Raw genomic sequence first — 20279 nt, forward strand, 5'->3', positions numbered from 1 at the left:
GGGCTCCCTTTTTTACATCCTGCGCAGAGCTGGCGGTGCAAGCGTCAGAAGCCCGGCCAGTGTCATGGCAAAGCCGACCCATAGAGGTGCATGCAGGCCATAGCCTGCCTCCATTGCCTGTCCACCAACCCACGGCCCAAGCCCGAGACCGATATTGATGACCGATGCATGCATGGCGTTCACCAGCGCGCCCGGATGCGCGATCCGCATCACCCTCGCGATAAAGGCAGGATTAAGTGCTATGCCCGTCAGGCCGATCATCACGATGGCAAGGATCGTAGCCAGTTTCAGCTCGGCGAAAAGCGCGAAAATCAGCATGGCCGACAGCATCAACACAAGACCGATGGCGATAGTCGGAATCGTGTGACGGTCGGCAAAGCGACCGGTGACATAGTTGCCGACGATATTGGCGCCGCCATAGACGGCAAGCAAAAATGGCACCTGCATTGCGGAGAAGCCGGCAAGCTCCACCGTGATCGGTGACAGATAGCTGTAGACCGCGAAAGACGAACCAATGACGAGCGCGCTCGTGGCATAGGCGGCCCAGAGTTTCGGCTTGCGCATTTCCTTCAGTTCAGAGCGCAGATCGGCCTGCGGCGTATCGGGCGACGACTCAATCTTGATTGCGATGACAAGCGCGCATACCAGAATCAGGACCACAATGGCCCAGAAGCTCGCCCGCCAGCCGAACGCATTGGTGATCGCCGTCGCTATCGGCACGCCGAAGACGGTGCAGAGCATGAGGCCGGCAAAGACCAGCGATGAAGCTCGCCCGCGCAGTTCCGGTCCGACGAGCTGTGCCGTAATGGCAAGCATCAGCCCGAAGCTCGTTGCCGCCGCCATACCGGTCAAAACACGGGCGATCAGCAGAATTTGGAAGCTGCTTGTGGACGCGGCCACGCTTTGCGCCGCCGCATAAAATACAAGCAGAATCAGAAGTCCCCGCTTGTTCTCGATCTTCAACGCCAGAAACAGGATCGTGACCAGCGGTCCGCCGATCATCATGCCAAGCGCATAAAGCGAAATGAGATTGCCGATATCGGCGATGGAACGGTCGAACGCCACCTGAAGTGAAGGCAGCATGCCCGAGATCATGAGTTCGGAAGTCGTGAGCGCGAACACGCCTAAGCTGAGGCAATAGACAACCAGCGGGATCGCTCGCGCCTTTTGCGAAGACGCAGAAACCTCTTCCGCCGCAAGGGCGGATTCGCACGTATCGTTCATGGGACGAATCCTAATTATATAGTGTAGACTACATAATTAATATCGCCTTGCCCGAAAGGGTCAAGAGAATTATATAAGGATGATTACAGAAAGGGAGAAAAATGGTTCCACGCGGACGCCCGCGCAGCTTCGACCGCGACGCAGCGCTGGACAAGGTGATGAAGGTTTTCTGGGCCAAAGGCTATGAGTGCGCCCAGATCAACGACTTCACGACCGCCATCGGCATTACGCCGCCAAGTTTCTATGCCGCCTTCGGCAATAAGGAGCAGGCGTTTCGTGAAGCCGTCGACTATTATCGCCGTACCATCGGCGCCGCTCCTTTCGACGCACTGGAAAACGCGACCACCATTCAGGAGGGCATGCGCCGCTGGCTGGAACTGAGCGCAGACAGCGCTTTCGCCTGCCCGGCGGGCGGCTGTATGATCAGTGTAAGCTCGATCCAGTGCAAACCGGAAAATGTGCCTGTGAAGGAATTTCTCCAGGCTATCCGACACGCAAATCATGAGCGGCTTTCCAAGCGCTTGCAGCAGGCGGTAGGGGCAGGTGATCTACCCTCCAATGCCGATACCGCACAGATGACCGAATTCTATCACATGATCCAACAGAGCATTTCTTTTGAAGCCCGCGATGGCAATTCGCGCGCCGCGGTACAAAAGATCATCGATATGGCGATGATGGCTCTGCCAGCAAGGACGAGACAGGCCGCTGAATAGCGCTATGAAAAAGCCCGCCATCTGGCGGGCTTTTTATTTCATGCTTATCCGCGCAGCACGCCGCCGGTCTGCTTGGCCACACTGGCCACGACATGCTTCGATAGTGCTTCCAGATCTTCATCCGTCAATGTGCGGTCCTGCGGCTGCAGCAGCACTTCAACCGCGATCGACTTCTTGCCTTCACCCAGCGATGCGCCTGTGAAGATATCGAAGACCTGAACACCGGCAATCAGCTTCTTGTCCGCCGACGAAACCGCCTTCACGACATTTCCAGCTTCCACATCTGCATCCACCACAAACGCAAAATCACGCTTGAGGCTCTGGAACTGCGAGAGGTTCAAAGCCGGCTTGGTGCGTGTGGATTTCGCCTTCGGCTCAGGTATCGCATCGATGTAGACCTCGAAGCCGCAGAGTGCGCCCGAAACATCGAGCGCTTCCAGCGTGTCTGGATGGAACTCACCGAAGGTGCCAAGAACGACCTTCGGTCCGAGTTTCAGCGTTCCCGAACGGCCCGGATGGAACCATTCAGGACCACCGGCTTCGATCTGGATGCGGTCAACCGGAGCGCCAGCAGCTTCAAGTGCTGCCAATGCATCAGCCTTGGCATCGAAGACGCCGACGGGAGCTGCATTACCAGCCCAGAAACGACCCGAGCCATCAACCTTGGCCGTACCGCGGCGCACGCCACCCGCCACGCGACGCTGCTTGTCTGGCGTATCGCCTTCATAAATGCCCGAAACCTCGAACAGTGCCGTATCGCCGAAACCGCGATCCGCATTGCGCTGTGCTGCGACCAGCAGGCCCGGCAGGAGCGAAGGACGCATGTCCGACATATCGGCGGCAATCGGGTTCGCCAGCTTCAGTTCCGGCTTGCCACCACCAAAAGCTTTGGCTTGCGCGTCGGAAATGAAGGAATAGGTCACGGCTTCCATCATGCCGCGCGAAGCGAGCATGCGGCGGGCATGGCGGGTTCTGATCTGCAAGGTGGTCAGGATACGGCCATTGACCGTGCCAAGCCCCGGCAGCGGCTGCGGGTCGATCTGGTTGATGCCATGAATGCGCATGACTTCTTCAACGAGGTCGGCCTTGCCTTCCACGTCGCCACGCCACGTCGGAACAGTGGCCTTGATAACCTTGCCGTCGCCTTCAACGCTGAAGCCAAGACGCTTCAGGATATCGAAGGATGCGTCGTAGGAAACCTCGATGCCCGTCAGGCGCTTGACTTCCGATACCGGGAAATCGATCACGCGCGGCGTAGGCTTGCTATATCCAACCACGTCGAGAACTGTCGGCTCGCCGCCACAGAGTTCCAGCACCAACTTGGTTGCCAGTTCTGCACCCGGAACCATCATTTCCGGATCGACGCCACGCTCGAAACGATAGCGCGCATCGGTAACGATGCCGAGTTCGCGGCCCGTGCGCGCAATCATGCGCGGGTCCCAGAGAGCCGATTCGATCAACACATCGGTGGTGTTTTCATCGCAACCGGAATGCTCGCCGCCCATGATACCGGCGATCGATTCGGGACCGTTCTCATCGGCAATCACATACATGCCCGGCTTGAACTTATATTCACGCTGATCGAGACCGAGAATGGTTTCGCCATCCTTTGCCAGACGCACCGTCAGATTGCCCTTGACCTTGGCAGCGTCGAAGACGTGCAGCGGACGGCCCTGATCGAAGGTCACATAATTGGTGATGTCGACCAGCGCATTGATCGGGCGCAAGCCGATGGCCTTCAGACGCTGCTGCATCCATTTGGGGCTTGGGCCATTTTTCACGCCCTTGACCATGCGCAGTGCGAAACCAGTGCAGAACGGGTTCTCGTCATCCTGATCCAGAATGACCTTGACCGGCGTTTCGCCTTCGCCCTTCACCGCTTCCGGCAAAGTGTTCTTGACCGTGCCTAGACCAGCAGCAGCAAGATCACGTGCAATGCCATGAATGCCGGTGCAATCGGCACGGTTCGGCGTCAGGCCAATCTCGATCACCGCATCGTCCAGTCCGGCATAGGTTGCAAAGCTGGTGCCGACCGGAGCATCTTCCGGCAGGTCGATGATGCCATTGTGCTCGTCGGAAAGCTCCAGCTCGCGCTCGGAACACATCATGCCGAAACTTTCGACACCGCGAATCTTGCCAACGGAAAGCGTGACATCGAGGCCCGGAACATAGTCACCCGGACGGCCCAATACACCGACCAGACCAGCGCGGGCGTTTGGCGCGCCGCAAACGACCTGGACCGGCTTGCCGTCACCCGTATCGACGGAAAGTACGCGCAGCTTGTCGGCATCCGGATGCTGAACAGCGCTTACGACCTTGGCGATCTTGAAGGCCTTGAAAGCAGCGCGGTCGTCGACCGATTCCACTTCCAGACCAATATCGGTCAGCTTCTCGACGATCTGTTCCAGCGTCGCATCGGTTTCAAGGTGATCCTTGAGCCAGGAAAGCGTGAATTTCATTTGTCTTGTCCCTTCCTGTCCTTAAGCGCTCAGTCCGCCGAAAAGCGTCGGAATGTCGAGCGGACGGAAACCGTAATGTTCGATCCAGCGCACATCGGCGTCGAAGAAAGCGCGCAGATCAGGCATGCCGTATTTCAGCATGGCGATGCGATCGATGCCCATGCCCCATGCAAAGCCCTGATAGACGTCTGGGTCGTAGCCGGAAGCGCGCAGCACATTCGGATGCACCATGCCGCAGCCCAGAATTTCAAGCCAGTCATTGCCCTCGCCGAACTTCACATGCGGACCGGAACGGTCGCACTGAATATCAACCTCGACCGATGGCTCAGTGAACGGGAAGAAGCTCGGACGCATACGCATCTTGACCGAAGGCACTTCAAAGAAGGATTTGCAGAACTCTTCCAGCACCCACTTCATGTTGGCGACATTGGCCGACTTATCGACAACCAGACCTTCGACCTGATGGAACATCGGCGAATGGGTGGCGTCGGAATCCATGCGATAGGTCTTGCCCGGAATGACGATGCGGATCGGCTCGTCACGGTCTTCCTTGTCACGGATGGCCGCGAACTTCTCCATCGTGTGCACCTGCACCGGCGAGGTATGCGTGCGCAGCAACTTGCGCTCGCCCTTCTCGTCTGCATTGAAGAAGAAGGTGTCGTGCATTTCGCGCGCCGGATGGCCTTCGGGGAAGTTCAGAGCCGTGAAATTGTAATAATCGGTTTCGATATCCGGACCTTCGGCAATCGAGAAACCCATATCGGCGAAGATTGCGGTGATCTCATCGATGACCTGTGAAATCGGATGAATGCGACCGCGCGATGCAGCGCTTTCACGCACCGGCAGCGTCACATCGACCTTTTCGCGCTCAAGGCGAGCGGCAATCGCTTGCTTGCGCAGTTCCGTCTTGCGCTCGGTCAGCGCTTCGGTAACCCGGTTCTTCAAGCCGTTGATCGCCGGCCCCTGCGCCTGACGCTCTTCCGGCGTCATGCTGCCCAGTGTCTTCAGCTTTTCCGAAACTGAGCCCTTCTTGCCAAGAGCGGCGACACGCACGGCTTCAATGGCAGGCTCGTCAGCCGCCGCCGCGATGTCTTCGAGAATCTGCCGTTCAAGTTGTTCTAGATCACTCATTGTTTAAATCCCTGTCGTGCCTGCGGCACTCCACGCCTCTTGTTTTGAGCTCCCTGTCGCGCTTGCAGCGCTCCACGCCTCTTGTTTTGAGTTACCTGTTGCGCCTGCAGCGCTCCACATATTTCGCTTTGCAGCCAAAGAAGCGTTGTCGTTACTCTCTTTGGCCTGATTGGTGAGACGCATCAAGATTGGCGTCAAAAAATTCCATCGCCTGCAAGAGCCGTCTTCCATCGCCGCCGAGAAAAATGCGGCGGAACAGCCTCAGCGGCGCGATGGTAAATCGGAAGAAGCCGACAATTTTCTTCAATTCCGGAATCACGTCAGCGGGCGCGACCGCACGATAGGCTGCGAATGTCTGCTGCGGTGTCCCGGCAAGACGCGCCTGCGCCGTGATCTGGAAGAACAGGAGCCACACGTCGCGCGCCTGTGCAGCAGCAAGCGGCATGACCGTTTCCGGTTCCTCCTCGAAATCCAGAAAACCGGCAACGCCGTTTTTCTCGAAGAAATCGCGCGGGTGCGGACGCCCATGGCAGAGCCCGGCAGCATGGGCCTCACCCAACGCGCGGGCGCAATGCACCAGAAGTGCATCATGGCCCTGCGGATCATTGCGACGTAAATGGTCAAGCTGGTCCTGGATAATCGGCGCGACATCGCTCAGAACCATCACCGCCCCTTGGTGGTAGACGATCCTGGGAACCTGAAAGCCTGCCTGCAGAAAAGCGCTCATCTTGCGCTCTTCGCGGTCGGCCATGCCTGCTTCTCCAACATCCTTCGGGCTGCGCAGGAACGGATAGGGAAGAAGCGGCGAAATGAGGCTGTGCAGACGCTTCGGAAATGGGCGCCTTTCTGCATCGTAGCGCTTGATCCAGACACGATGACCACCGATGACGGCGCTGGAAATACGCTTGCCCCGGCTCTGGACAAGCAGAACCAGCAGGCTGCGGAGATCATCCGCATCCAGATCCAGTCTCAACTTGCCCGGTTCATCCTTCATGCCCGCTTTGAATCCTTAAAACGAGAAAACCCGCGCCAGCCGAGCCAGCGCGGGTCCCCAAATTATCGATACTGCTTGGGAAAGGCGGCTGGCTTAGCGGACAGCGCCTTCAAAAGCGTTCGGCGTCTCGGTGTTCTTGAGGTACTCGAGAGCCTTCTTTGCCGATGCAACCAGCGCACCAAATGCATCCGGTTCGTGGATTGCGATGTCGGACAGAACCTTGCGGTCGATCTCGATGCCAGCCTTGGCAAGACCGTCGATGAAACGGCCATAGGTCAGGCCCTGCTCGCGGACAGCAGCGTTGATGCGCTGGATCCAGAGAGCGCGGAACGAGCGCTTGCGGTTCTTGCGGTCGCGGTAAGCATACTGCTTCGAACGGTCAACTGCAGCCTTGGCGGTGCGGATGGTGTTCTTGCGACGGCCACGGAAACCAGCAGCCTGATCCAGAACCTTCTTGTGCTTTGCGTGGGCGGTAACGCCGCGTTTTACGCGTGCCATGTTATGATCTCCTTCTCAGACTAATCTTAGAGGCCGTTCGGCAGGAACTGCTTCACGATCTTTGCATCGGCATCGGCGAGAACCATGGTGCCGCGTGCATCGCGAATGAACTTGTTCGAACGCTTGATCATGCCATGACGCTTACCAGCAGCTGCGGCTTTGATTTTGCCGGTGCCGGTGATCTTGAACCGCTTCTTGGCGGCCGATTTGGTCTTCATCTTGGGCATTTTGCTACTCCTTCTTTGCGATCCCCCTCGTGCCTTCGACACTCGACGCCTCTTGCGTGGCGTCCGGTCATGCCTGATGCGGATGGGAACCTAGTTTTACTTCCGGACTGACCAAGCCCGAAAAGCATACGAAACCGCCACGGCATGCCCTGCCGGGCGGTTCGAACGCGGCCTTATAGGCTCAAAGACCGCAAAACGCAATGCCCGAATTGGCCCAAATCGGGTTGAATCGCAACCGGAACGTCAATAAAGCCGCAGAAGTACTGGCAGGACGTGAATGTCCTGCAGATATTCCACGAACTCGAAAAACGGATAGGCCACGAAGAACACCAGGCCGTCCTGAAAAGTGCGATAAATCCGGTCAGGCCGGACGATCAGTTCCTTGTCGTCACGAAACAGCGAAAACTTCGGAAAGAAACGCGGAACGCTCGCACAATAGGCTTCATAAGGCTTGCCGAAATTCTGCTTGAGAAATTTCTCTTCCGTCCGGATGACAACCGAGAAAGCGAGATAGCAAAGCACGCCGAAGGCGATCGCAATGATGATGCTGCCGGTCTGCGCGCCGATACCCATCGCGCCGATGCTGCTGAAGACGTAAAGTGGATTGCGCGTGACCGAATACGGTCCGCTCTGCACGATTTCCGCGCTCTTGCGCCCGCCGATATAGAGCGTGCACCACATGCGTCCGATGATGGCCGCGACGATCAGACTGAGGCCGAACGCCTCGATATATTCATGAAAATGGCCGGTCGATTGCGAGCTGACAAAAAGCAGCGCCACGACCAGAAGCACCACGACGGCGCCGATCGCAAGACGCCGACGCTGCTGATATTTACCCAATTCGCCCAAAGTCTTCATTGCGATTCCATGATCCAATTTGTCTGGCCAAAAGAAAAGCCGCCCGAAGGCGGCTTTTCCAAGGCATTTCGAAATGCTCAGCGCGGAGCGAGAACCATCATCATCTGACGGCCTTCAAGCTTCGGCTCGGACTCAACCTTGGCGATTTCGACAGTGTCTTCCTTGACGCGCTGCAAAAGCTTCATGCCAAGTTCCTGGTGCGCCATTTCACGTCCACGGAAACGCAAGGTAACCTTGACCTTGTCGCCTTCCTCAAAGAAACGCAGAGCAGCCTTCATCTTCACCTCATAGTCATGGGTGTCGATGTTCGGTCGCATCTTGATTTCCTTGATTTCAACCGTTTTCTGCTTCTTGCGCGCTTCGGCGGCCTTTTTCTGATTCTGATACTTCAGCTTGCCGAGGTCGACGATCTTGCAAACCGGAGGCTCTGCGTTCGGCACGATCTCGACGAGATCGAGACCTGCTTCTTCAGCCATGGCGATAGCTTCCTGAATGGAAACATCACCGTGGTTCTGGCCTTCGGCATCGATAAGCTGAACCCGGGGAACCCGGATATCACGGTTGGAGCGCGGTCCGTCTTTCTGAACCGGCGTCGCTCTGAAGGGTCGGCGAATGGTCGTTATCTCCTGAATTGTTACGTCTCATGCGGTCGGATACTCGCTGCCAGACGGCATATCCCCAATCAAACCGCAGTTGATCGCGGAAATGTCGTCAAGCGGGCGGCGAAGTCAATAGCATCTTTGACAGGAAAAATCACCCCCGCGTGATAAACGTTCTTTTTGTTGTCATTTCGCGGCGGACAAGCGGCATATCGGTCACATTTGCCGTCATTTCAAGGGCCTCGCCCCACATGCGGGTTTTCTCTCTTTTGCGAACATGCAAAAACACTCCCGGAAAATGAGGAGATTTGTCATGAGCGTTGCGGGGCCGGAATTCATCGACGTGGACGGAGCGAAAATCGCCCTGCGTTACAGAGCCGGAAGCAAATCTCCCGGTGTGGTCTGGCTCGGCGGCTATCGTTCCGACATGCTGGGCACCAAGGCGGTCGTCCTCGATGAATGGGCGGCTGAGACCGGGCACAGCTCACTCAGGCTCGATTATTCCGGCCACGGCGAATCCGGCGGCGATTTCAATCAAGGCACCATCTCGCGCTGGCTGAACGAAAGCCTCGCCGTTTATCGCAAATTTGCCAAAGGACCGCAGATTCTGGTTGGCTCATCAATGGGTGGCTGGATCGCGCTGCGCATGGCGCAGGAGCTCAAGAAGGAAGGGAACCCGCCTGCCGGGATCGTCCTGATCGCACCTGCTCCGGATTTTACGGCTGTACTTGTGGAGCCAACACTTTCCGACGCGCAGAAAAACGACCTTCAGGAAAAGGGCTATTTTGAAGAACCCTCCGAATATTCGCCCAATCCTTATGTCTATACCCGTGCGCTGATCGAGGACGGACGGAAGAACCTGGTTCTCAAGGGTATTATCGAGACCGGCTGTCCGGTTCATATCCTGCAAGGCATGCAGGACCCCGATGTTCCCTACAAGCATGCGCTGACGCTGGTGGAACACCTGCCCGTCGATGACGTGACCCTGACACTGGTGCGCGACGGGGATCATCGCCTGTCGCGACCGCAGGATCTCGATCTTCTGATCCGCACCGTATCCGGTCTGGCGGAACGCATCGGCGAAAAATCATAACGGAGCGAAATCATGCGGTTTTCGGTTTTCGCTTCCTCAGCGGTTGCGGCCATTGTCGGTTTCGGCGGCACACTGGCACTCATCATTGCCGCAGCGCAGGTGCTGGGCGCCACACAGGCCGAAACTGCAAGCTGGGTGACGGCGATTTGCCTTGCGATTGCCGCCTCATCCGCCTGGCTCAGCATTCGCTACAAGATGCCGATCATCGCGGCCTGGTCTACACCGGGGCTGGCGCTGATCGGCGCCAGTGCCGGTTTCACCATGCCGGAAGCGGTTGGCGCATTCATCGTGACGGCACTCGCACTGGTCGCCACCGGACTGATCCGCCAATTGTCGGTGCTTGTTTCCCGCATTCCCGCATCCGTCGCATCAGGTATGCTTGCAGGTGTGCTGCTGAGTTTCGTCATTGCCGCCGCCAAGACTGTGCCTGGCGATCCGGTTTTCGTCCTGCCGCTGGTGGCGCTGTTCTTTATTATCCGCCTGTTCAACCCGTCGCTCGCCGTCATTGCCGTTCTGGTGATCGGGATGATCTTCGCATTGCTCACGGGGCGCTCACCAGCCCTGCCCGCGCCTGAAATCTCCACGCTGACCCTCATATGGCCAGAGTTCCACATGGGTGCGATGATCGGCATCGCGATCCCGCTTTATCTGGTGACCATGGCCTCGCAGAACCTGCCGGGTTTCGCCGTACTGCGTGCTTCAGGCTATGAGCCGCCAACCAGCGCCTGCCTGCGCGTAACCGGCCTGTTTTCACTGCTGACGGCTCCTTTCGGCGCCTCTACCACCAATCTTGCCGCGATTTCGGCGGCACTCTGCACCAATCCCGATGCACATCCCAATCACACGAAACGCTGGCTTACCGGTCCGGTCTATGCGGCGATCTATGTGGTGTTTGCCCTCTTCGGGGCGTCATTGGTCGCGATCTTTGCCGTATTGCCGGTAACGCTCATCGCACTTGTTGCCGGGCTTGCCCTGACAGGCCCGTTCATCAACGCCATGTCATTGGCGCTGAAGGATGAACATGAGCGTCTTGCGGCGACCATAACCTTTGCCGTGACGGCCTCCGGCATGGCATTTTTCGGCGTTGGCTCTGCCTTCTGGGCACTGATCGCCGGGCTTGCCGTCACTTTTCTCGAACATTTTCGCAAAAAAATTTCGAATTAATCACATTGGTTAGCAGAAGCGTGGCCTGAATCCGCAAGTTGCATTCTTGAAAAGCCGCAATCTTTTCACCACGTCGAAGTCAAGCCGCCAGAACAAAATGCCCGCACAGGGCGGGCTGGCAGGCCTTGGTTTTGCGCATGTTGCCGGACGATGTCGAACGGTTGAATGGCATGCGCTTTTCGACGGAGCAGACCATGACCAATACTGCATTGATCCGCCCGGCATGGACGCCAGCCACGATTGCGCTGATGGTGCTCGGCTTTATCCTGTTCTGGCCGCTTGGCCTTGCCATGCTGGCCTATATCCTCTGGGGCGACCGCCTCGAAGGATTCAAGCGCGGCGTGAACGAGAAGACCGATTCCATGTTCGGATCGTTTCGCAACTGCCGCAAGGGCGAAAGCTTCAACTTCGGTAGCACCACCGGCAACGAGGCTTTTGACGACTGGCGCCGCGCCGAGCTGGAACGACTGGCCGAAGAACGCCGCAAGCTTGAAGAAGCACGCGCCGAATTCGAGGCCTATGCTGCAGAACTTCGCCGCGCTCGCGACAAGGAAGAATTCGACCGCTTCATGGCTGAACGCCGTGCGGCCTCGAAGAAGACGCCTGCCCCGCGCGCGAAAGGCGGCAAGGACGACATCACCGATCTTTGATAAGGTATAACACCCTGAAATCTCTCGAAACGGCGCGGTTTGGCTGCGCCGTTTCGGTCAAAACAGCAATTTTTTCTGGCTTTTTAAGCGAATCGCTTATTCTTAAGCGATGGGCTTATCCTTTCTTCGGCAAATCAGCGGTAAAGGGGCATCCGCTGGAACGACAACCGTTCGCAGCGAACGTATCCATGCGGTCGCCGGACGCGAACTTCCTTTACGTGTTTTCGAGAATCCGCGTGCCAAACGACTGACCCTGCGTATCGAAGCAGGCGGCAGGGGACTGCGTATTACGGTTCCGCCCGGCCTTCCCGAGCGCGAGGTGCTGAGCTTCCTCAACCGCCATGAAGGCTGGATCGAAAGCCGCATTGCAAAACTACCCGACCAGCCAGGCGTGCGCGCCGGTATCAAAATCCCCTTGCGTGGCGTGCCACACAAGATCGTGCATCAGCCCGGGCGCGGCACCACACAGCTTCTCGAAGGCAATATTCTGCTCGTCCATGGCGACCCGGCACATCTGCCACGCCGCGTTGCCGATCACATCAAGCGCGAAGTGAAGCGCGAGATCGAGGCGCTTGTCGTCCGTCACACCGCAGCTGTCGGCCGCAAGGCCAAGGCAGTGCGCTTCAAGGATACGAAGAGCCGCTGGGGGTCGTGTACCTCGGACGGCATCCTTTCTTTCTCCTGGCGCATCGGCATGGCCCCTGCCCCGGTGATCAATTATCTCGTTGCCCATGAGGTGGCCCATCTCATCGAGATGAACCATGGGCCGAAATTCTGGAAACTCTGCCATGAGCTTTGCCCCGATACGGAGCGCTGCAAGGCTTGGCTGAAGCGCAATGGCAGCGCATTACAGGCTATCGACTTCACATGACCGCATCCATACTGACCGCCGCCAAGGTGCTGTGGGATTATCACTGCATCTATGATTCGCTGGAAACCGCCGATGTCATTATCGGGCTTGGCAGCTACGATCCACGCGTTGCCGAGAGGGCAGCCGATCTCTTTCTGGCCGGCATGGCGACGTGGCTGGTATTCACCGGCAAAAGTGGTCACTGGACGGACAGGCTCTACAAGGCAAGTGAAGCAGAAGCTTTTGCTGAAATCGCAATCAGGCGCGGCGTGCCTGAAGAAGCGATCACCATCGAACCCAATGCCACCAATATCGGCGAAAATATAAGGTTCAGTCGCGAACGGCTTGCACCCGGTGCAATCAGCGCCATCCTTGTGACCAAGCCGCAGACCCAACGCCGCGTTCTGGCGACCGCGGCCCGGCAATGGCCGGAGGCACGCGCAAGCATCACCGCGCCGCTCGTATCCTTCGAGGACCAGCCAACGGCAGATCATCCGGTCGAAATGCTTATCAGCGAGATGACCGGCGATCTTCAACGCATTCTGGAATATCCCGCCAGGGGCTATCAGATCGCGCAGGCTGTTCCCCTTGAGGTCATGGAGGCGTATGATTTTCTGATCGCACAGGGTTTTGACGGCCATCCGGTCTCCGAATAGGTCGACAATGGACGGAATAACTTGAGTAGACCCCGGATTTATGCGACGGAAAACCATGGTTCTCGATATCAAGATATGCGGGCTTAAAACCCCCGATGCTGTTGCCGCCGCTCTCGACGGCGGTGCGACGCATATCGGTTTCATCTTCTTTCCAAAAAGCCCGCGCCATATAACCCCGCAGGCAGCGGCAGGCCTGCGCGATGCGGTCAAGGGACGTGCGCTTGTCGTTGCCGTTACAGTCGATGCGGACGATGAAACGCTGGATGATATCGTGAAAACCGTGAAGCCAGATATTCTGCAGCTTCACGGGCATGAGACGCCGGAACGCGTGGCCTTCATCAAGGCGCGTTATGGCCTGCCGGTCATGAAGGCTTTTTCGGTGCGCGAAGCCAGCGACCTTGCCGCGATTGCAGCCTATAAAGGCATAGCCGACCGTTTCCTGTTCGATGCCAAACCGCCAAGGGGCTCTGAGCTGCCCGGCGGCAATGGCGTGTCATTCGACTGGGAACTTCTGGCGGCGCTTGACGCGGATATCGATTACATGCTTTCCGGTGGATTGAGTGCGGACAATATCGCCGAAGCGCTGCACAAGACCCAGGCGCCGGGCATCGATATATCGTCCGGCGTCGAGCGCGCGCCCGGCGAAAAGGATGTGCGTCTCATCGAGAATTTTTTCCGGGCTGTCGCCGATGCGCGCCGATGCCCTGTAGACAGCCTGAACTGACGGAGCGGAAGCGTTGAACAAGCCGGTTGCACCCAATTCCTATAAGACAGGCCCCGATGAAGAGGGCATGTTCGGTATTTTCGGCGGACGCTTCGTCGCCGAAACGCTGATGCCGCTGATCCTTGAATTGCAGGAAGCCTATGAAACGGCGAAGAACGATCCTGAATTCAAAGCTGAGCTGAACGCGCTTTCAACCTATTATGCCGGTCGTCCTTCCAAGCTCTATTATGCCGAAGGCCTGACCAAACATTTGGGCGGTGCGAAAATCTACTTCAAGCGTGAAGACCTCAATCACACCGGCAGTCACAAGATCAACAATTGCCTCGGCCAGATTCTGCTTGCCAAACGCATGGGCAAGACCCGTATCATCGCTGAAACCGGCGCCGGACAGCATGGTGTGGCTTCGGCCACCGTTGCCGCGCGTTTCGGCCTGCCCTGCGTGGTCTATATGGGCGCAACCGACGTCGAACGTCAGAAGCCGAATGTGTTCCGCATGAAGCTGCTTGGTGCCGAAGTGATCCCGGTTTCTGCAGGCAACGGCACGCTCAAGGACGCGATGAACGAAGCCCTGCGTGACTGGGTGACAAATGTCGAAGACACCTATTACCTGATCGGTACGGCTGCCGGTCCGCATCCCTATCCGGAACTGGTGCGCGACTTCCAGTCGGTGATCGGCAACGAAGCGCGCCAACAGATTCTGGAACAGGAAGGACGCCTGCCGGATGTGATCGTGGCAGCGGTCGGCGGCGGTTCCAATGCCATCGGTCTGTTCCATCCGTTCCTTGACGACGCCTCGGTGAAGATCGTCGGTGTCGAAGCGGGCGGACGCGGTCTCGACGGTGAAGAACATTGCGCTTCAATGAGCGCAGGTCGTCCCGGCGTTCTGCATGGCAACCGCACCTACCTCCTCCAGAACGATGACGGTCAGATTCTCGAAGGTCATTCCGTTTCTGCCGGTCTCGACTATCCGGGCGTCGGGCCTGAACATTCATGGCTGAAAGACAGCGGGCGCGTCGATTATGTGCCAATCCTCGATGATGAGGCGCTGGATGCATTTCAGCTTTGCACCCGCACCGAAGGCATCATCCCTGCCCTCGAATCCGCACATGCCATCGCGCAGGCTGTGAAAATGGCACCGACCATGGGCAAGGATCAGGTCATGATCGTCAATCTGTCCGGTCGTGGCGACAAGGATGTCCACACGGTCGGCAAGCTTCTCGGCATGGACATCTGACATGGGTAATAACGTCGCCGAAATCTCCGCCTACAAGCCGCGTGCCGCATGGTTCGACGGCCTGACGACGTGCGGTCCGGCGACGATCAAGCTCAACATCATTGAAGCCGATCCAACCAATCCTGTCGCGGAGGCTGCTGTCGGCCTCGCCCGCAGACAGATTGAAACTGCCGCTGAAAAGCTCACCGCATTGCCGCATCTGGGCGTCGGTTTCGCCGTTCTTCATCAGGGCGAGGAGGGCCTCTGGCTGCTGCTGCACTGGTGGCTTGAGGGCGGCATCGCTACGGAAATCCTCTGGCAGTCGGAACTCGGCGACGAGGTGGACTTCATGCCCGCACAGCCGCTGCTGATGGCCTGCGTGTGGGAACTCGGAATTATAGACTTTGAACGGCGTGCATGGATGGAAACGGCAATGGCGGGCAAGCCCGTTGCCGACTATCTGGCACGCACTTTGCCACGGGGCACGGTATGACTACTCGCATCGACACCAAATTCGCTGAACTGAAGGCCGAGGGCCGTCCGGCGCTCGTTACCTATTTCATGGGTGGCGATCCCGATCTGGAAACCTCGCTCAAGGTGATGAAGGCCTTGCCAAAGGCTGGTGCCGACGTGATCGAACTCGGTATGCCCTTCTCCGATCCGATGGCAGACGGACCCGCCATTCAGGCCGCTGGCCTGCGCGCCCTCAACGCCGGTCAGACGCTTGCCAAGACGTTGCACATGGCAGCAGAATTCCGCAAGGAAGACAACACGACCCCGATCGTCATGATGGGCTATTACAACCCGATCTATATTTACGGCGTGGAACGCTTTCTGGCCGATGCCAAGGCTTCCGGCGTGGACGGGCTGATCGTCGTCGATCTTCCGTCTGAAATGGATGCTGAGCTTTGCATTCCGGCCATGAAGGCGGGTATCAATTTTATCCGCCTCACCACGCCAACCACGGACGACAAGCGCTTGCCGAAGGTGCTGCATAATTCATCGGGCTTCGTCTATTACGTCTCGATGAACGGCATCACCGGTTCGGCCATTGCCGATACGGCAAAGGTCGGTGAAGCTGTGCGTCACATCAAGAAGAGCACCGATCTGCCGATCTGTGTCGGTTTCGGCGTCAAGACACCGGAGCAGGCAGCAGCCATCGCCACCCATGCCGATGGCGTCGTCGTCGGCACGGCGATTGTCAACGCGATTGCCGGTGAACTGGACGAAAACGGCAAGGCGAAGGGCGATCCTGTCGCCGCTGCAACCAGACTTGTCCACGCCCTTGCGGAGAGTGTGCGTGCCACACGCCTTGAAGCCGCCCAATAAATCGTCCATTTAGTGCACATCTTAAAAGTGCTAAGCGGCTGAAGCTCTTTGCCGAAGAACAAGAAACGGAAGCAAACGTCATGAACTGGATCACCAACTACGTCCGTCCGAAGATCAATTCGATGCTCGGCCGTCGTGAAATGCCGGAAAACCTCTGGATCAAAGATCCGTCGACCGGTGAAATGGTGTTTCACAAAGACCTTGAGAGCAACCAGTTTGTGATCCCGTCCTCGGGTCATCACATGCGCATCAAGGCGAAGGATCGTCTGCGTTTCTTCTTCGACAATGGCGAATACACCACGCTTGAAGCTCCCAAAGTGCCGGTCGATCCGCTGAAATTCCGCGACGAGAAGAAATATATCGATCGTCTCAAGGATTATCGCACCCGCACGGGCATGGATGACGCTATCGTCAACGGCCTCGGCACCATTGACGGCCTGCCGATTGTCGCCACCGTTCAGGATTTCGGCTTCATGGGCGGTTCGCTCGGCATGGGTGCCGGCGAAGCGATCATTCAAGGCTTTGAAAAGGCCATCGAGCTGAAGCGTCCGCTGGTTCTGTTCGCCGCCTCGGGTGGTGCACGCATGCAGGAGGGCATCCTGTCGCTCATGCAGCTCCCGCGCACCACGGTTGCTGTGGAAATGCTGAAAGAAGCTGGCCTGCCCTATATCGTCGTTCTGACCAATCCGACTACGGGCGGCGTGACGGCTTCCTACGCCATGCTGGGCGATATCCACATTGCCGAACCCGGCGCACTGATCGGCTTTGCCGGCCCGCGCGTCATCGAACAGACGATCCGTGAAAAGCTGCCGGAAGGCTTCCAGAGCGCCGACTATCTCATGGAACATGGTATGGTCGACATGGTCGTCTCGCGTCTCGAGCTGAAGGACACGATTGCGCGCCTTCTCAAGATCATGACCAGGCAGCCGGGCAATAGCGACGCGCCGGAACACGAAAAGACGGAAGCAACCGACAAGGCAGCCTGATCGTGACAGAAAAAGCCGCCGCCGCAATCGAGCGGCTTATGCAGTTGCATCCAAAAGGCTTCGATCTTTCATTAGACCGCATCCGCGGTCTTCTGGAAAAGCTCGGCAATCCGCATCTGAAATTGCCGCCGGTCATCCATATTGCCGGAACCAACGGCAAGGGATCGGCGACGGCTTTCTGCCGCGCGCTTCTGGAAGCGGGCGGCTTCGACGTTCACGTCCATACTTCGCCGCACCTCGTCCACTGGCATGAGCGCTACCGTCTGGCGGCGCCCGGCGGCGGCAGGCTGGTCAGCGACGATGTTCTGGCCGACGCCATAGAGCGCGTTGCGGCAGCCAATGGCGGCCAGCACATCACCGTTTTCGAAATTCTGACGGCTGTGGCTTTCGTACTCTTTTCCGAGCATCCGGCGGATGTCGTCGTTATGGAAGTCGGCCTTGGTGGACGTTTCGACGCCACCAATGTCATTGCCGAGCCTGCCGTCTCGCTCATCATGCCGGTTTCCATCGACCATCAGGCCTATCTTGGCGACCGCGTGGAGCTGATTGCCGCCGAGAAAGCCGGTATCATCAAGAAGGATTGCCCGGTTGTTGTCGGTTTCCAGCCTTTCGATGCAGCGCGGGAAGTTCTCGTCTCGACTGCCGACCGGCTTGGCTGTCCGGTTTCGGTTTACGGGCAGGATTTCCTCGCTTTCGAGGAGCATGGTCGCATGGTGTTCCAGAACGAGGACGGTCTGATCGACCTGCCATTGCCGCGCCTGCCCGGACGTCACCAGATTTCCAATGCCGCAGCGGCAATCGAGGCGGTGCAGATGGCTGGTTTCAGCCTGACCGACAAAGCCGTCGAAAAAGCGTTGATGGTGGTGGACTGGCCAGCACGCATGCAGCGCCTGACCCATGGCGCGCTCGTGGATATGGCCCCGGCAGCCTCCGAAATCTGGCTCGATGGCGGTCATAACCCGGGTGCCGGCGCAGTCATCGCGGAGGCACTCGGCGATCTGGAAGAACGCAATGAACGCCCGCTGTTCCTCATCACCGGCATGATCAACACCAAGGACCCGGTCGGCTATTTCGAAGCCTTTGCCGGTATGGCACGGCATGTTTTCACCGTGCCTGTTCCGTCCAGCGATGCGGGTATCCCCAATGATGAGCTGGCGGTCGCGGCCCAGAAAGCCAACCTGTCGGCAGAGCCTGTGCATTCGGTTGCCAACGCATTGAAACTTCTGCGTGGTACGTGGCCCCCGGATGAAGCGCCACCGCGTATCCTGATTGGCGGTTCGCTTTACCTTGCGGGTGAAGTTTTGAGAGAGAACGGCACACCACCCGCCTAACGGCAAATTCTAAAGCGTGTCGCATTTATTCGGCCTCATACCCAGCAGCCTTAAAGAAGTTCTGGCATTCATTGATGGAGAAGAGACTGATGATATCGCCAAGTGCTTTTGAGATGGCGTCGAAGCTGCGTGCTGCTCGCTTTCTCAGAAGTGCTTTGAGTTTTGAGAAAGCCATTTCGATTGGGTTCAGGTCCGGCGAATAGGGCGGCAGGAAGAGAAACCAAGCGCCCTTTGCCTTGACCAGTTGCTCAGCCTTCTGGCTTTTGTGGAAGCCGACATTGTCGAGGATGACTATATCACCGGCTGACAGTGTCGGCACAAGCTGTGTCTCGATCCAGGTTTCGAAGATGCGGCTGTTCATCGGTGCATCGACGATCCACGGCGCGGTCAGGCCATGGCAGCGCAGTCCGGCAATGAAGGTCTGTGTCTTCCATTTTCCGAAGGGCGCATAGGCGGCAAAGCGCCTGCCTTTGGTAGACCATCCGGTGCGTTTTGTCAGGCGCGTATTTGTGGAAGTCTCATCGATAAAGATGAGACGCGACAAGGCCTTGTTGAAGAACCGCTTTCGGCGATTGATCCAAAGATCACGCGCCTTGGCGATCTCTGGTCTACGCTGCTCGCTTGCCTTGAGGCTTTTTTTTATTGCTCAGCCCAAGTCGGTGTAGAAATCGCCCGACCGTGGCGCGGTGGACTTCAATACCGCGCTCCGCGAGCGCAACGCACAGTTCGTCCAAAGTCGTTTCGCCACGGGCGGACATCTGCTCGCGGACCCAATCACCATGAGCCAAAAGCTTCACACTTCCAGGCGGGTGGCCCTGCCTGGCGGCGGCCAGACAGCCGGATGACCGATGCAGGATCATCATGTTGTTGACGAACCGAGGCGAAACACGGAAATGCCGAGCGGCTTCCCGGTGACTATTGCCCTCATTCACAAACGCAACGACACGCTCACGCAACTCAATTGGATGCGGCTTGCCCATGGTGCATCTCCTTCCATGAGACAAGTGAATCACAGATCAAGCCAAACGGGAATCCCGAATCCGGTTAACAGCGACATGCTTTAGAGCGGTTCCAGTAAAAACAGAGTCGCTGGAACCGCTCCAAGTATTTATTTCGTCGCATTATCCTGCGCAAAAACCGCTTCACACTTTTGCTGGAAATGCTCCAAACAAAAACCCGGCTCGAAGGCCGGGTTTTGCATTTTTATGATGCTGTTCTTTATGCAGCAGAAGCCTTGATCCAGTCGGCGAGACGGCTCTTCGGAGCAGCGCCGACCATATTGGCGGCGAGTTCGCCGTCCTTGAACATCAGAAGCGTCGGGATCGAACGCACGCCGAACTGGGCTGCCAGTTCTGGATTCTCATCGATATTAACCTTGGCGATCTTGACCTGACCGGCCATTTCGGTCGCGATTTCGTCCAGAGCCGGCGCGATCATCTTGCAGGGACCGCACCATTCCGCCCAGAAATCCACCACGACAGGCTCGCTCGACTGAAGAACGTCCGACTGAAAATTGCTGTTATCGACCTTAACGGTTGCCATAGGGCTATCCTCTTTTCTCACCAAGAACGGCAGACATC

At 57.7% G+C, this 20279-nt stretch carries 23 protein-coding genes; 12 read left to right on the plus strand and 11 right to left on the minus strand.

Going from position 1 to position 20279, the window contains the following annotated elements:
• Positions 1-12: 12 nt before the first annotated feature.
• Positions 13-1224, minus strand: a complete 1212-nt coding sequence (locus tag OANT_RS04110; RefSeq protein WP_012091030.1) for an MFS transporter — start codon at positions 1222-1224, stop codon at positions 13-15.
• Between the two features lie 101 nt (positions 1225-1325).
• Between OANT_RS04110 and OANT_RS04115 the strand changes: the two genes are divergently transcribed.
• The gene (locus tag OANT_RS04115; protein WP_012091031.1) at positions 1326-1937 is read left to right on the plus strand and encodes a TetR/AcrR family transcriptional regulator; all 612 of its coding nucleotides are present in this window, start codon (positions 1326-1328) and stop codon (positions 1935-1937) included.
• A 44-nt stretch (positions 1938-1981) separates the two neighbouring features.
• On the opposite strand, the gene pheT is transcribed toward OANT_RS04115, so the two are convergent.
• From pheT to infC, 7 genes are all read right to left on the minus strand, one after another.
• A complete protein-coding gene (pheT, locus tag OANT_RS04120) occupies positions 1982-4396 on the minus strand; it encodes a phenylalanine--tRNA ligase subunit beta (protein ID WP_012091032.1) in 2415 nt (804 codons plus the stop codon).
• A gap of 21 nt (positions 4397-4417) precedes the next feature.
• Positions 4418-5527: a phenylalanine--tRNA ligase subunit alpha gene (pheS, locus tag OANT_RS04125; protein ID WP_012091033.1), complete on the minus strand. Its 1110-nt coding sequence runs from the start codon at positions 5525-5527 to the stop codon at positions 4418-4420.
• 151 nt (positions 5528-5678) lie between these two features.
• Complete coding sequence (locus OANT_RS04130) at positions 5679-6521, minus strand: BUD32 family EKC/KEOPS complex subunit (protein WP_012091034.1); 843 nt, start codon at positions 6519-6521, stop codon at positions 5679-5681.
• Between the two features lie 93 nt (positions 6522-6614).
• A complete protein-coding gene (gene rplT / locus OANT_RS04135; RefSeq protein WP_006468099.1) occupies positions 6615-7019 on the minus strand; it encodes a 50S ribosomal protein L20 in 405 nt (134 codons plus the stop codon).
• A 26-nt stretch (positions 7020-7045) separates the two neighbouring features.
• A complete protein-coding gene (gene rpmI, locus OANT_RS04140) occupies positions 7046-7246 on the minus strand; it encodes a 50S ribosomal protein L35 (RefSeq protein ID WP_006473268.1) in 201 nt (66 codons plus the stop codon).
• Positions 7247-7489: 243 nt separating this feature from the next.
• Positions 7490-8104 (minus strand): methyltransferase family protein, encoded by a 615-nt coding sequence (locus OANT_RS04145; protein ID WP_010657701.1) that lies wholly within the window; start codon positions 8102-8104, stop codon positions 7490-7492.
• A gap of 77 nt (positions 8105-8181) precedes the next feature.
• Positions 8182-8718 (minus strand): translation initiation factor IF-3, encoded by a 537-nt coding sequence (gene infC, locus OANT_RS04150; protein ID WP_012091035.1) that lies wholly within the window; start codon positions 8716-8718, stop codon positions 8182-8184.
• A gap of 298 nt (positions 8719-9016) precedes the next feature.
• On the opposite strand from infC, the gene OANT_RS04155 reads away from it, so the two are divergent.
• The 11 genes from OANT_RS04155 (at position 9017) to OANT_RS04205 (ending at position 18699) form a co-directional block, all read left to right on the plus strand.
• A complete protein-coding gene (locus OANT_RS04155) occupies positions 9017-9796 on the plus strand; it encodes an alpha/beta hydrolase (protein ID WP_012091036.1) in 780 nt (259 codons plus the stop codon).
• A 12-nt stretch (positions 9797-9808) separates the two neighbouring features.
• Complete coding sequence (locus tag OANT_RS04160; RefSeq protein WP_012091037.1) at positions 9809-10960, plus strand: benzoate/H(+) symporter BenE family transporter; 1152 nt, start codon at positions 9809-9811, stop codon at positions 10958-10960.
• A 194-nt stretch (positions 10961-11154) separates the two neighbouring features.
• Positions 11155-11610, plus strand: coding sequence for a DUF2852 domain-containing protein (locus tag OANT_RS04165; protein WP_010657696.1), 456 nt, complete (start codon positions 11155-11157; stop codon positions 11608-11610).
• A gap of 109 nt (positions 11611-11719) precedes the next feature.
• Positions 11720-12481, plus strand: a complete 762-nt coding sequence (locus OANT_RS04170; RefSeq protein ID WP_010657695.1) for a M48 family metallopeptidase — start codon at positions 11720-11722, stop codon at positions 12479-12481.
• Complete coding sequence (locus tag OANT_RS04175) at positions 12478-13116, plus strand: YdcF family protein (RefSeq protein WP_012091038.1); 639 nt, start codon at positions 12478-12480, stop codon at positions 13114-13116. The genes OANT_RS04170 and OANT_RS04175 overlap by 4 nt, the downstream gene beginning before the upstream one ends.
• Positions 13117-13171: 55 nt before the next feature.
• Positions 13172-13840: a phosphoribosylanthranilate isomerase gene (locus tag OANT_RS04180; RefSeq protein ID WP_040129063.1), complete on the plus strand. Its 669-nt coding sequence runs from the start codon at positions 13172-13174 to the stop codon at positions 13838-13840.
• Positions 13841-13853: 13 nt separating this feature from the next.
• Positions 13854-15074 carry a tryptophan synthase subunit beta gene (trpB, locus tag OANT_RS04185; protein ID WP_010657692.1) on the plus strand — a complete coding sequence of 407 codons (1221 nt, stop codon included), beginning with the start codon at positions 13854-13856 and terminating at the stop codon, positions 15072-15074.
• 1 nt (position 15075) lies between these two features.
• Positions 15076-15546, plus strand: coding sequence for a hypothetical protein (locus OANT_RS04190; RefSeq protein WP_012091040.1), 471 nt, complete (start codon positions 15076-15078; stop codon positions 15544-15546).
• Positions 15543-16382, plus strand: coding sequence for a tryptophan synthase subunit alpha (gene trpA, locus OANT_RS04195; protein WP_012091041.1), 840 nt, complete (start codon positions 15543-15545; stop codon positions 16380-16382). Before OANT_RS04190 ends, trpA begins: the two co-directional genes overlap by 4 nt.
• A gap of 80 nt (positions 16383-16462) precedes the next feature.
• On the plus strand, positions 16463-17368 hold the full coding sequence (accD, locus tag OANT_RS04200) for an acetyl-CoA carboxylase, carboxyltransferase subunit beta (RefSeq protein WP_012091042.1): 906 nt from the start codon (positions 16463-16465) through the stop codon (positions 17366-17368).
• A gap of 38 nt (positions 17369-17406) precedes the next feature.
• Positions 17407-18699, plus strand: a complete 1293-nt coding sequence (locus tag OANT_RS04205) for a bifunctional folylpolyglutamate synthase/dihydrofolate synthase (RefSeq protein ID WP_012091043.1) — start codon at positions 17407-17409, stop codon at positions 18697-18699.
• A gap of 25 nt (positions 18700-18724) precedes the next feature.
• On the opposite strand, the gene OANT_RS27085 is transcribed toward OANT_RS04205, so the two are convergent.
• From OANT_RS27085 to trxA, 3 genes are all read right to left on the minus strand, one after another.
• Positions 18725-19243 (minus strand): IS630 family transposase, encoded by a 519-nt coding sequence (locus OANT_RS27085; RefSeq protein ID WP_011982875.1) that lies wholly within the window; start codon positions 19241-19243, stop codon positions 18725-18727.
• A gap of 64 nt (positions 19244-19307) precedes the next feature.
• Positions 19308-19679: a winged helix-turn-helix domain-containing protein gene (locus OANT_RS27090; RefSeq protein ID WP_011982874.1), complete on the minus strand. Its 372-nt coding sequence runs from the start codon at positions 19677-19679 to the stop codon at positions 19308-19310.
• A 238-nt stretch (positions 19680-19917) separates the two neighbouring features.
• Positions 19918-20241: a thioredoxin gene (trxA, locus tag OANT_RS04220; protein WP_006473274.1), complete on the minus strand. Its 324-nt coding sequence runs from the start codon at positions 20239-20241 to the stop codon at positions 19918-19920.
• Positions 20242-20279: the final 38 nt, after the last annotated feature.

It is taken from the genome of Brucella anthropi ATCC 49188 (assembly GCF_000017405.1).
Lineage (GTDB): Bacteria > Pseudomonadota > Alphaproteobacteria > Rhizobiales > Rhizobiaceae > Brucella > Brucella anthropi.

What these genes read in the sequence shown, in the direction of transcription:
- OANT_RS04110 (WP_012091030.1), bottom strand. Translation starts at nt 1,224, where the DNA reads ATGAACGATACGTGCGAATCCGCCCTTGCGGCGGAAGAGGTTTCTGCG.
- OANT_RS04115 (WP_012091031.1), top strand. Translation starts at nt 1,326, where the DNA reads ATGGTTCCACGCGGACGCCCGCGCAGCTTCGACCGCGACGCAGCGCTG.
- pheT (WP_012091032.1), bottom strand. Translation starts at nt 4,396, where the DNA reads ATGAAATTCACGCTTTCCTGGCTCAAGGATCACCTTGAAACCGATGCG.
- pheS (WP_012091033.1), bottom strand. Translation starts at nt 5,527, where the DNA reads ATGAGTGATCTAGAACAACTTGAACGGCAGATTCTCGAAGACATCGCG.
- OANT_RS04130 (WP_012091034.1), bottom strand. Translation starts at nt 6,521, where the DNA reads ATGAAGGATGAACCGGGCAAGTTGAGACTGGATCTGGATGCGGATGAT.
- rplT (WP_006468099.1), bottom strand. Translation starts at nt 7,019, where the DNA reads ATGGCACGCGTAAAACGCGGCGTTACCGCCCACGCAAAGCACAAGAAG.
- rpmI (WP_006473268.1), bottom strand. Translation starts at nt 7,246, where the DNA reads ATGCCCAAGATGAAGACCAAATCGGCCGCCAAGAAGCGGTTCAAGATC.
- OANT_RS04145 (WP_010657701.1), bottom strand. Translation starts at nt 8,104, where the DNA reads ATGAAGACTTTGGGCGAATTGGGTAAATATCAGCAGCGTCGGCGTCTT.
- OANT_RS04155 (WP_012091036.1), top strand. Translation starts at nt 9,017, where the DNA reads ATGAGCGTTGCGGGGCCGGAATTCATCGACGTGGACGGAGCGAAAATC.
- OANT_RS04160 (WP_012091037.1), top strand. Translation starts at nt 9,809, where the DNA reads ATGCGGTTTTCGGTTTTCGCTTCCTCAGCGGTTGCGGCCATTGTCGGT.
- OANT_RS04165 (WP_010657696.1), top strand. Translation starts at nt 11,155, where the DNA reads ATGACCAATACTGCATTGATCCGCCCGGCATGGACGCCAGCCACGATT.
- OANT_RS04170 (WP_010657695.1), top strand. Translation starts at nt 11,720, where the DNA reads ATGGGCTTATCCTTTCTTCGGCAAATCAGCGGTAAAGGGGCATCCGCT.
- OANT_RS04175 (WP_012091038.1), top strand. Translation starts at nt 12,478, where the DNA reads ATGACCGCATCCATACTGACCGCCGCCAAGGTGCTGTGGGATTATCAC.
- OANT_RS04180 (WP_040129063.1), top strand. Translation starts at nt 13,172, where the DNA reads ATGGTTCTCGATATCAAGATATGCGGGCTTAAAACCCCCGATGCTGTT.
- OANT_RS04190 (WP_012091040.1), top strand. Translation starts at nt 15,076, where the DNA reads ATGGGTAATAACGTCGCCGAAATCTCCGCCTACAAGCCGCGTGCCGCA.
- trpA (WP_012091041.1), top strand. Translation starts at nt 15,543, where the DNA reads ATGACTACTCGCATCGACACCAAATTCGCTGAACTGAAGGCCGAGGGC.
- accD (WP_012091042.1), top strand. Translation starts at nt 16,463, where the DNA reads ATGAACTGGATCACCAACTACGTCCGTCCGAAGATCAATTCGATGCTC.
- OANT_RS04205 (WP_012091043.1), top strand. Translation starts at nt 17,407, where the DNA reads ATGCAGTTGCATCCAAAAGGCTTCGATCTTTCATTAGACCGCATCCGC.
- OANT_RS27090 (WP_011982874.1), bottom strand. Translation starts at nt 19,679, where the DNA reads ATGGGCAAGCCGCATCCAATTGAGTTGCGTGAGCGTGTCGTTGCGTTT.
- trxA (WP_006473274.1), bottom strand. Translation starts at nt 20,241, where the DNA reads ATGGCAACCGTTAAGGTCGATAACAGCAATTTTCAGTCGGACGTTCTT.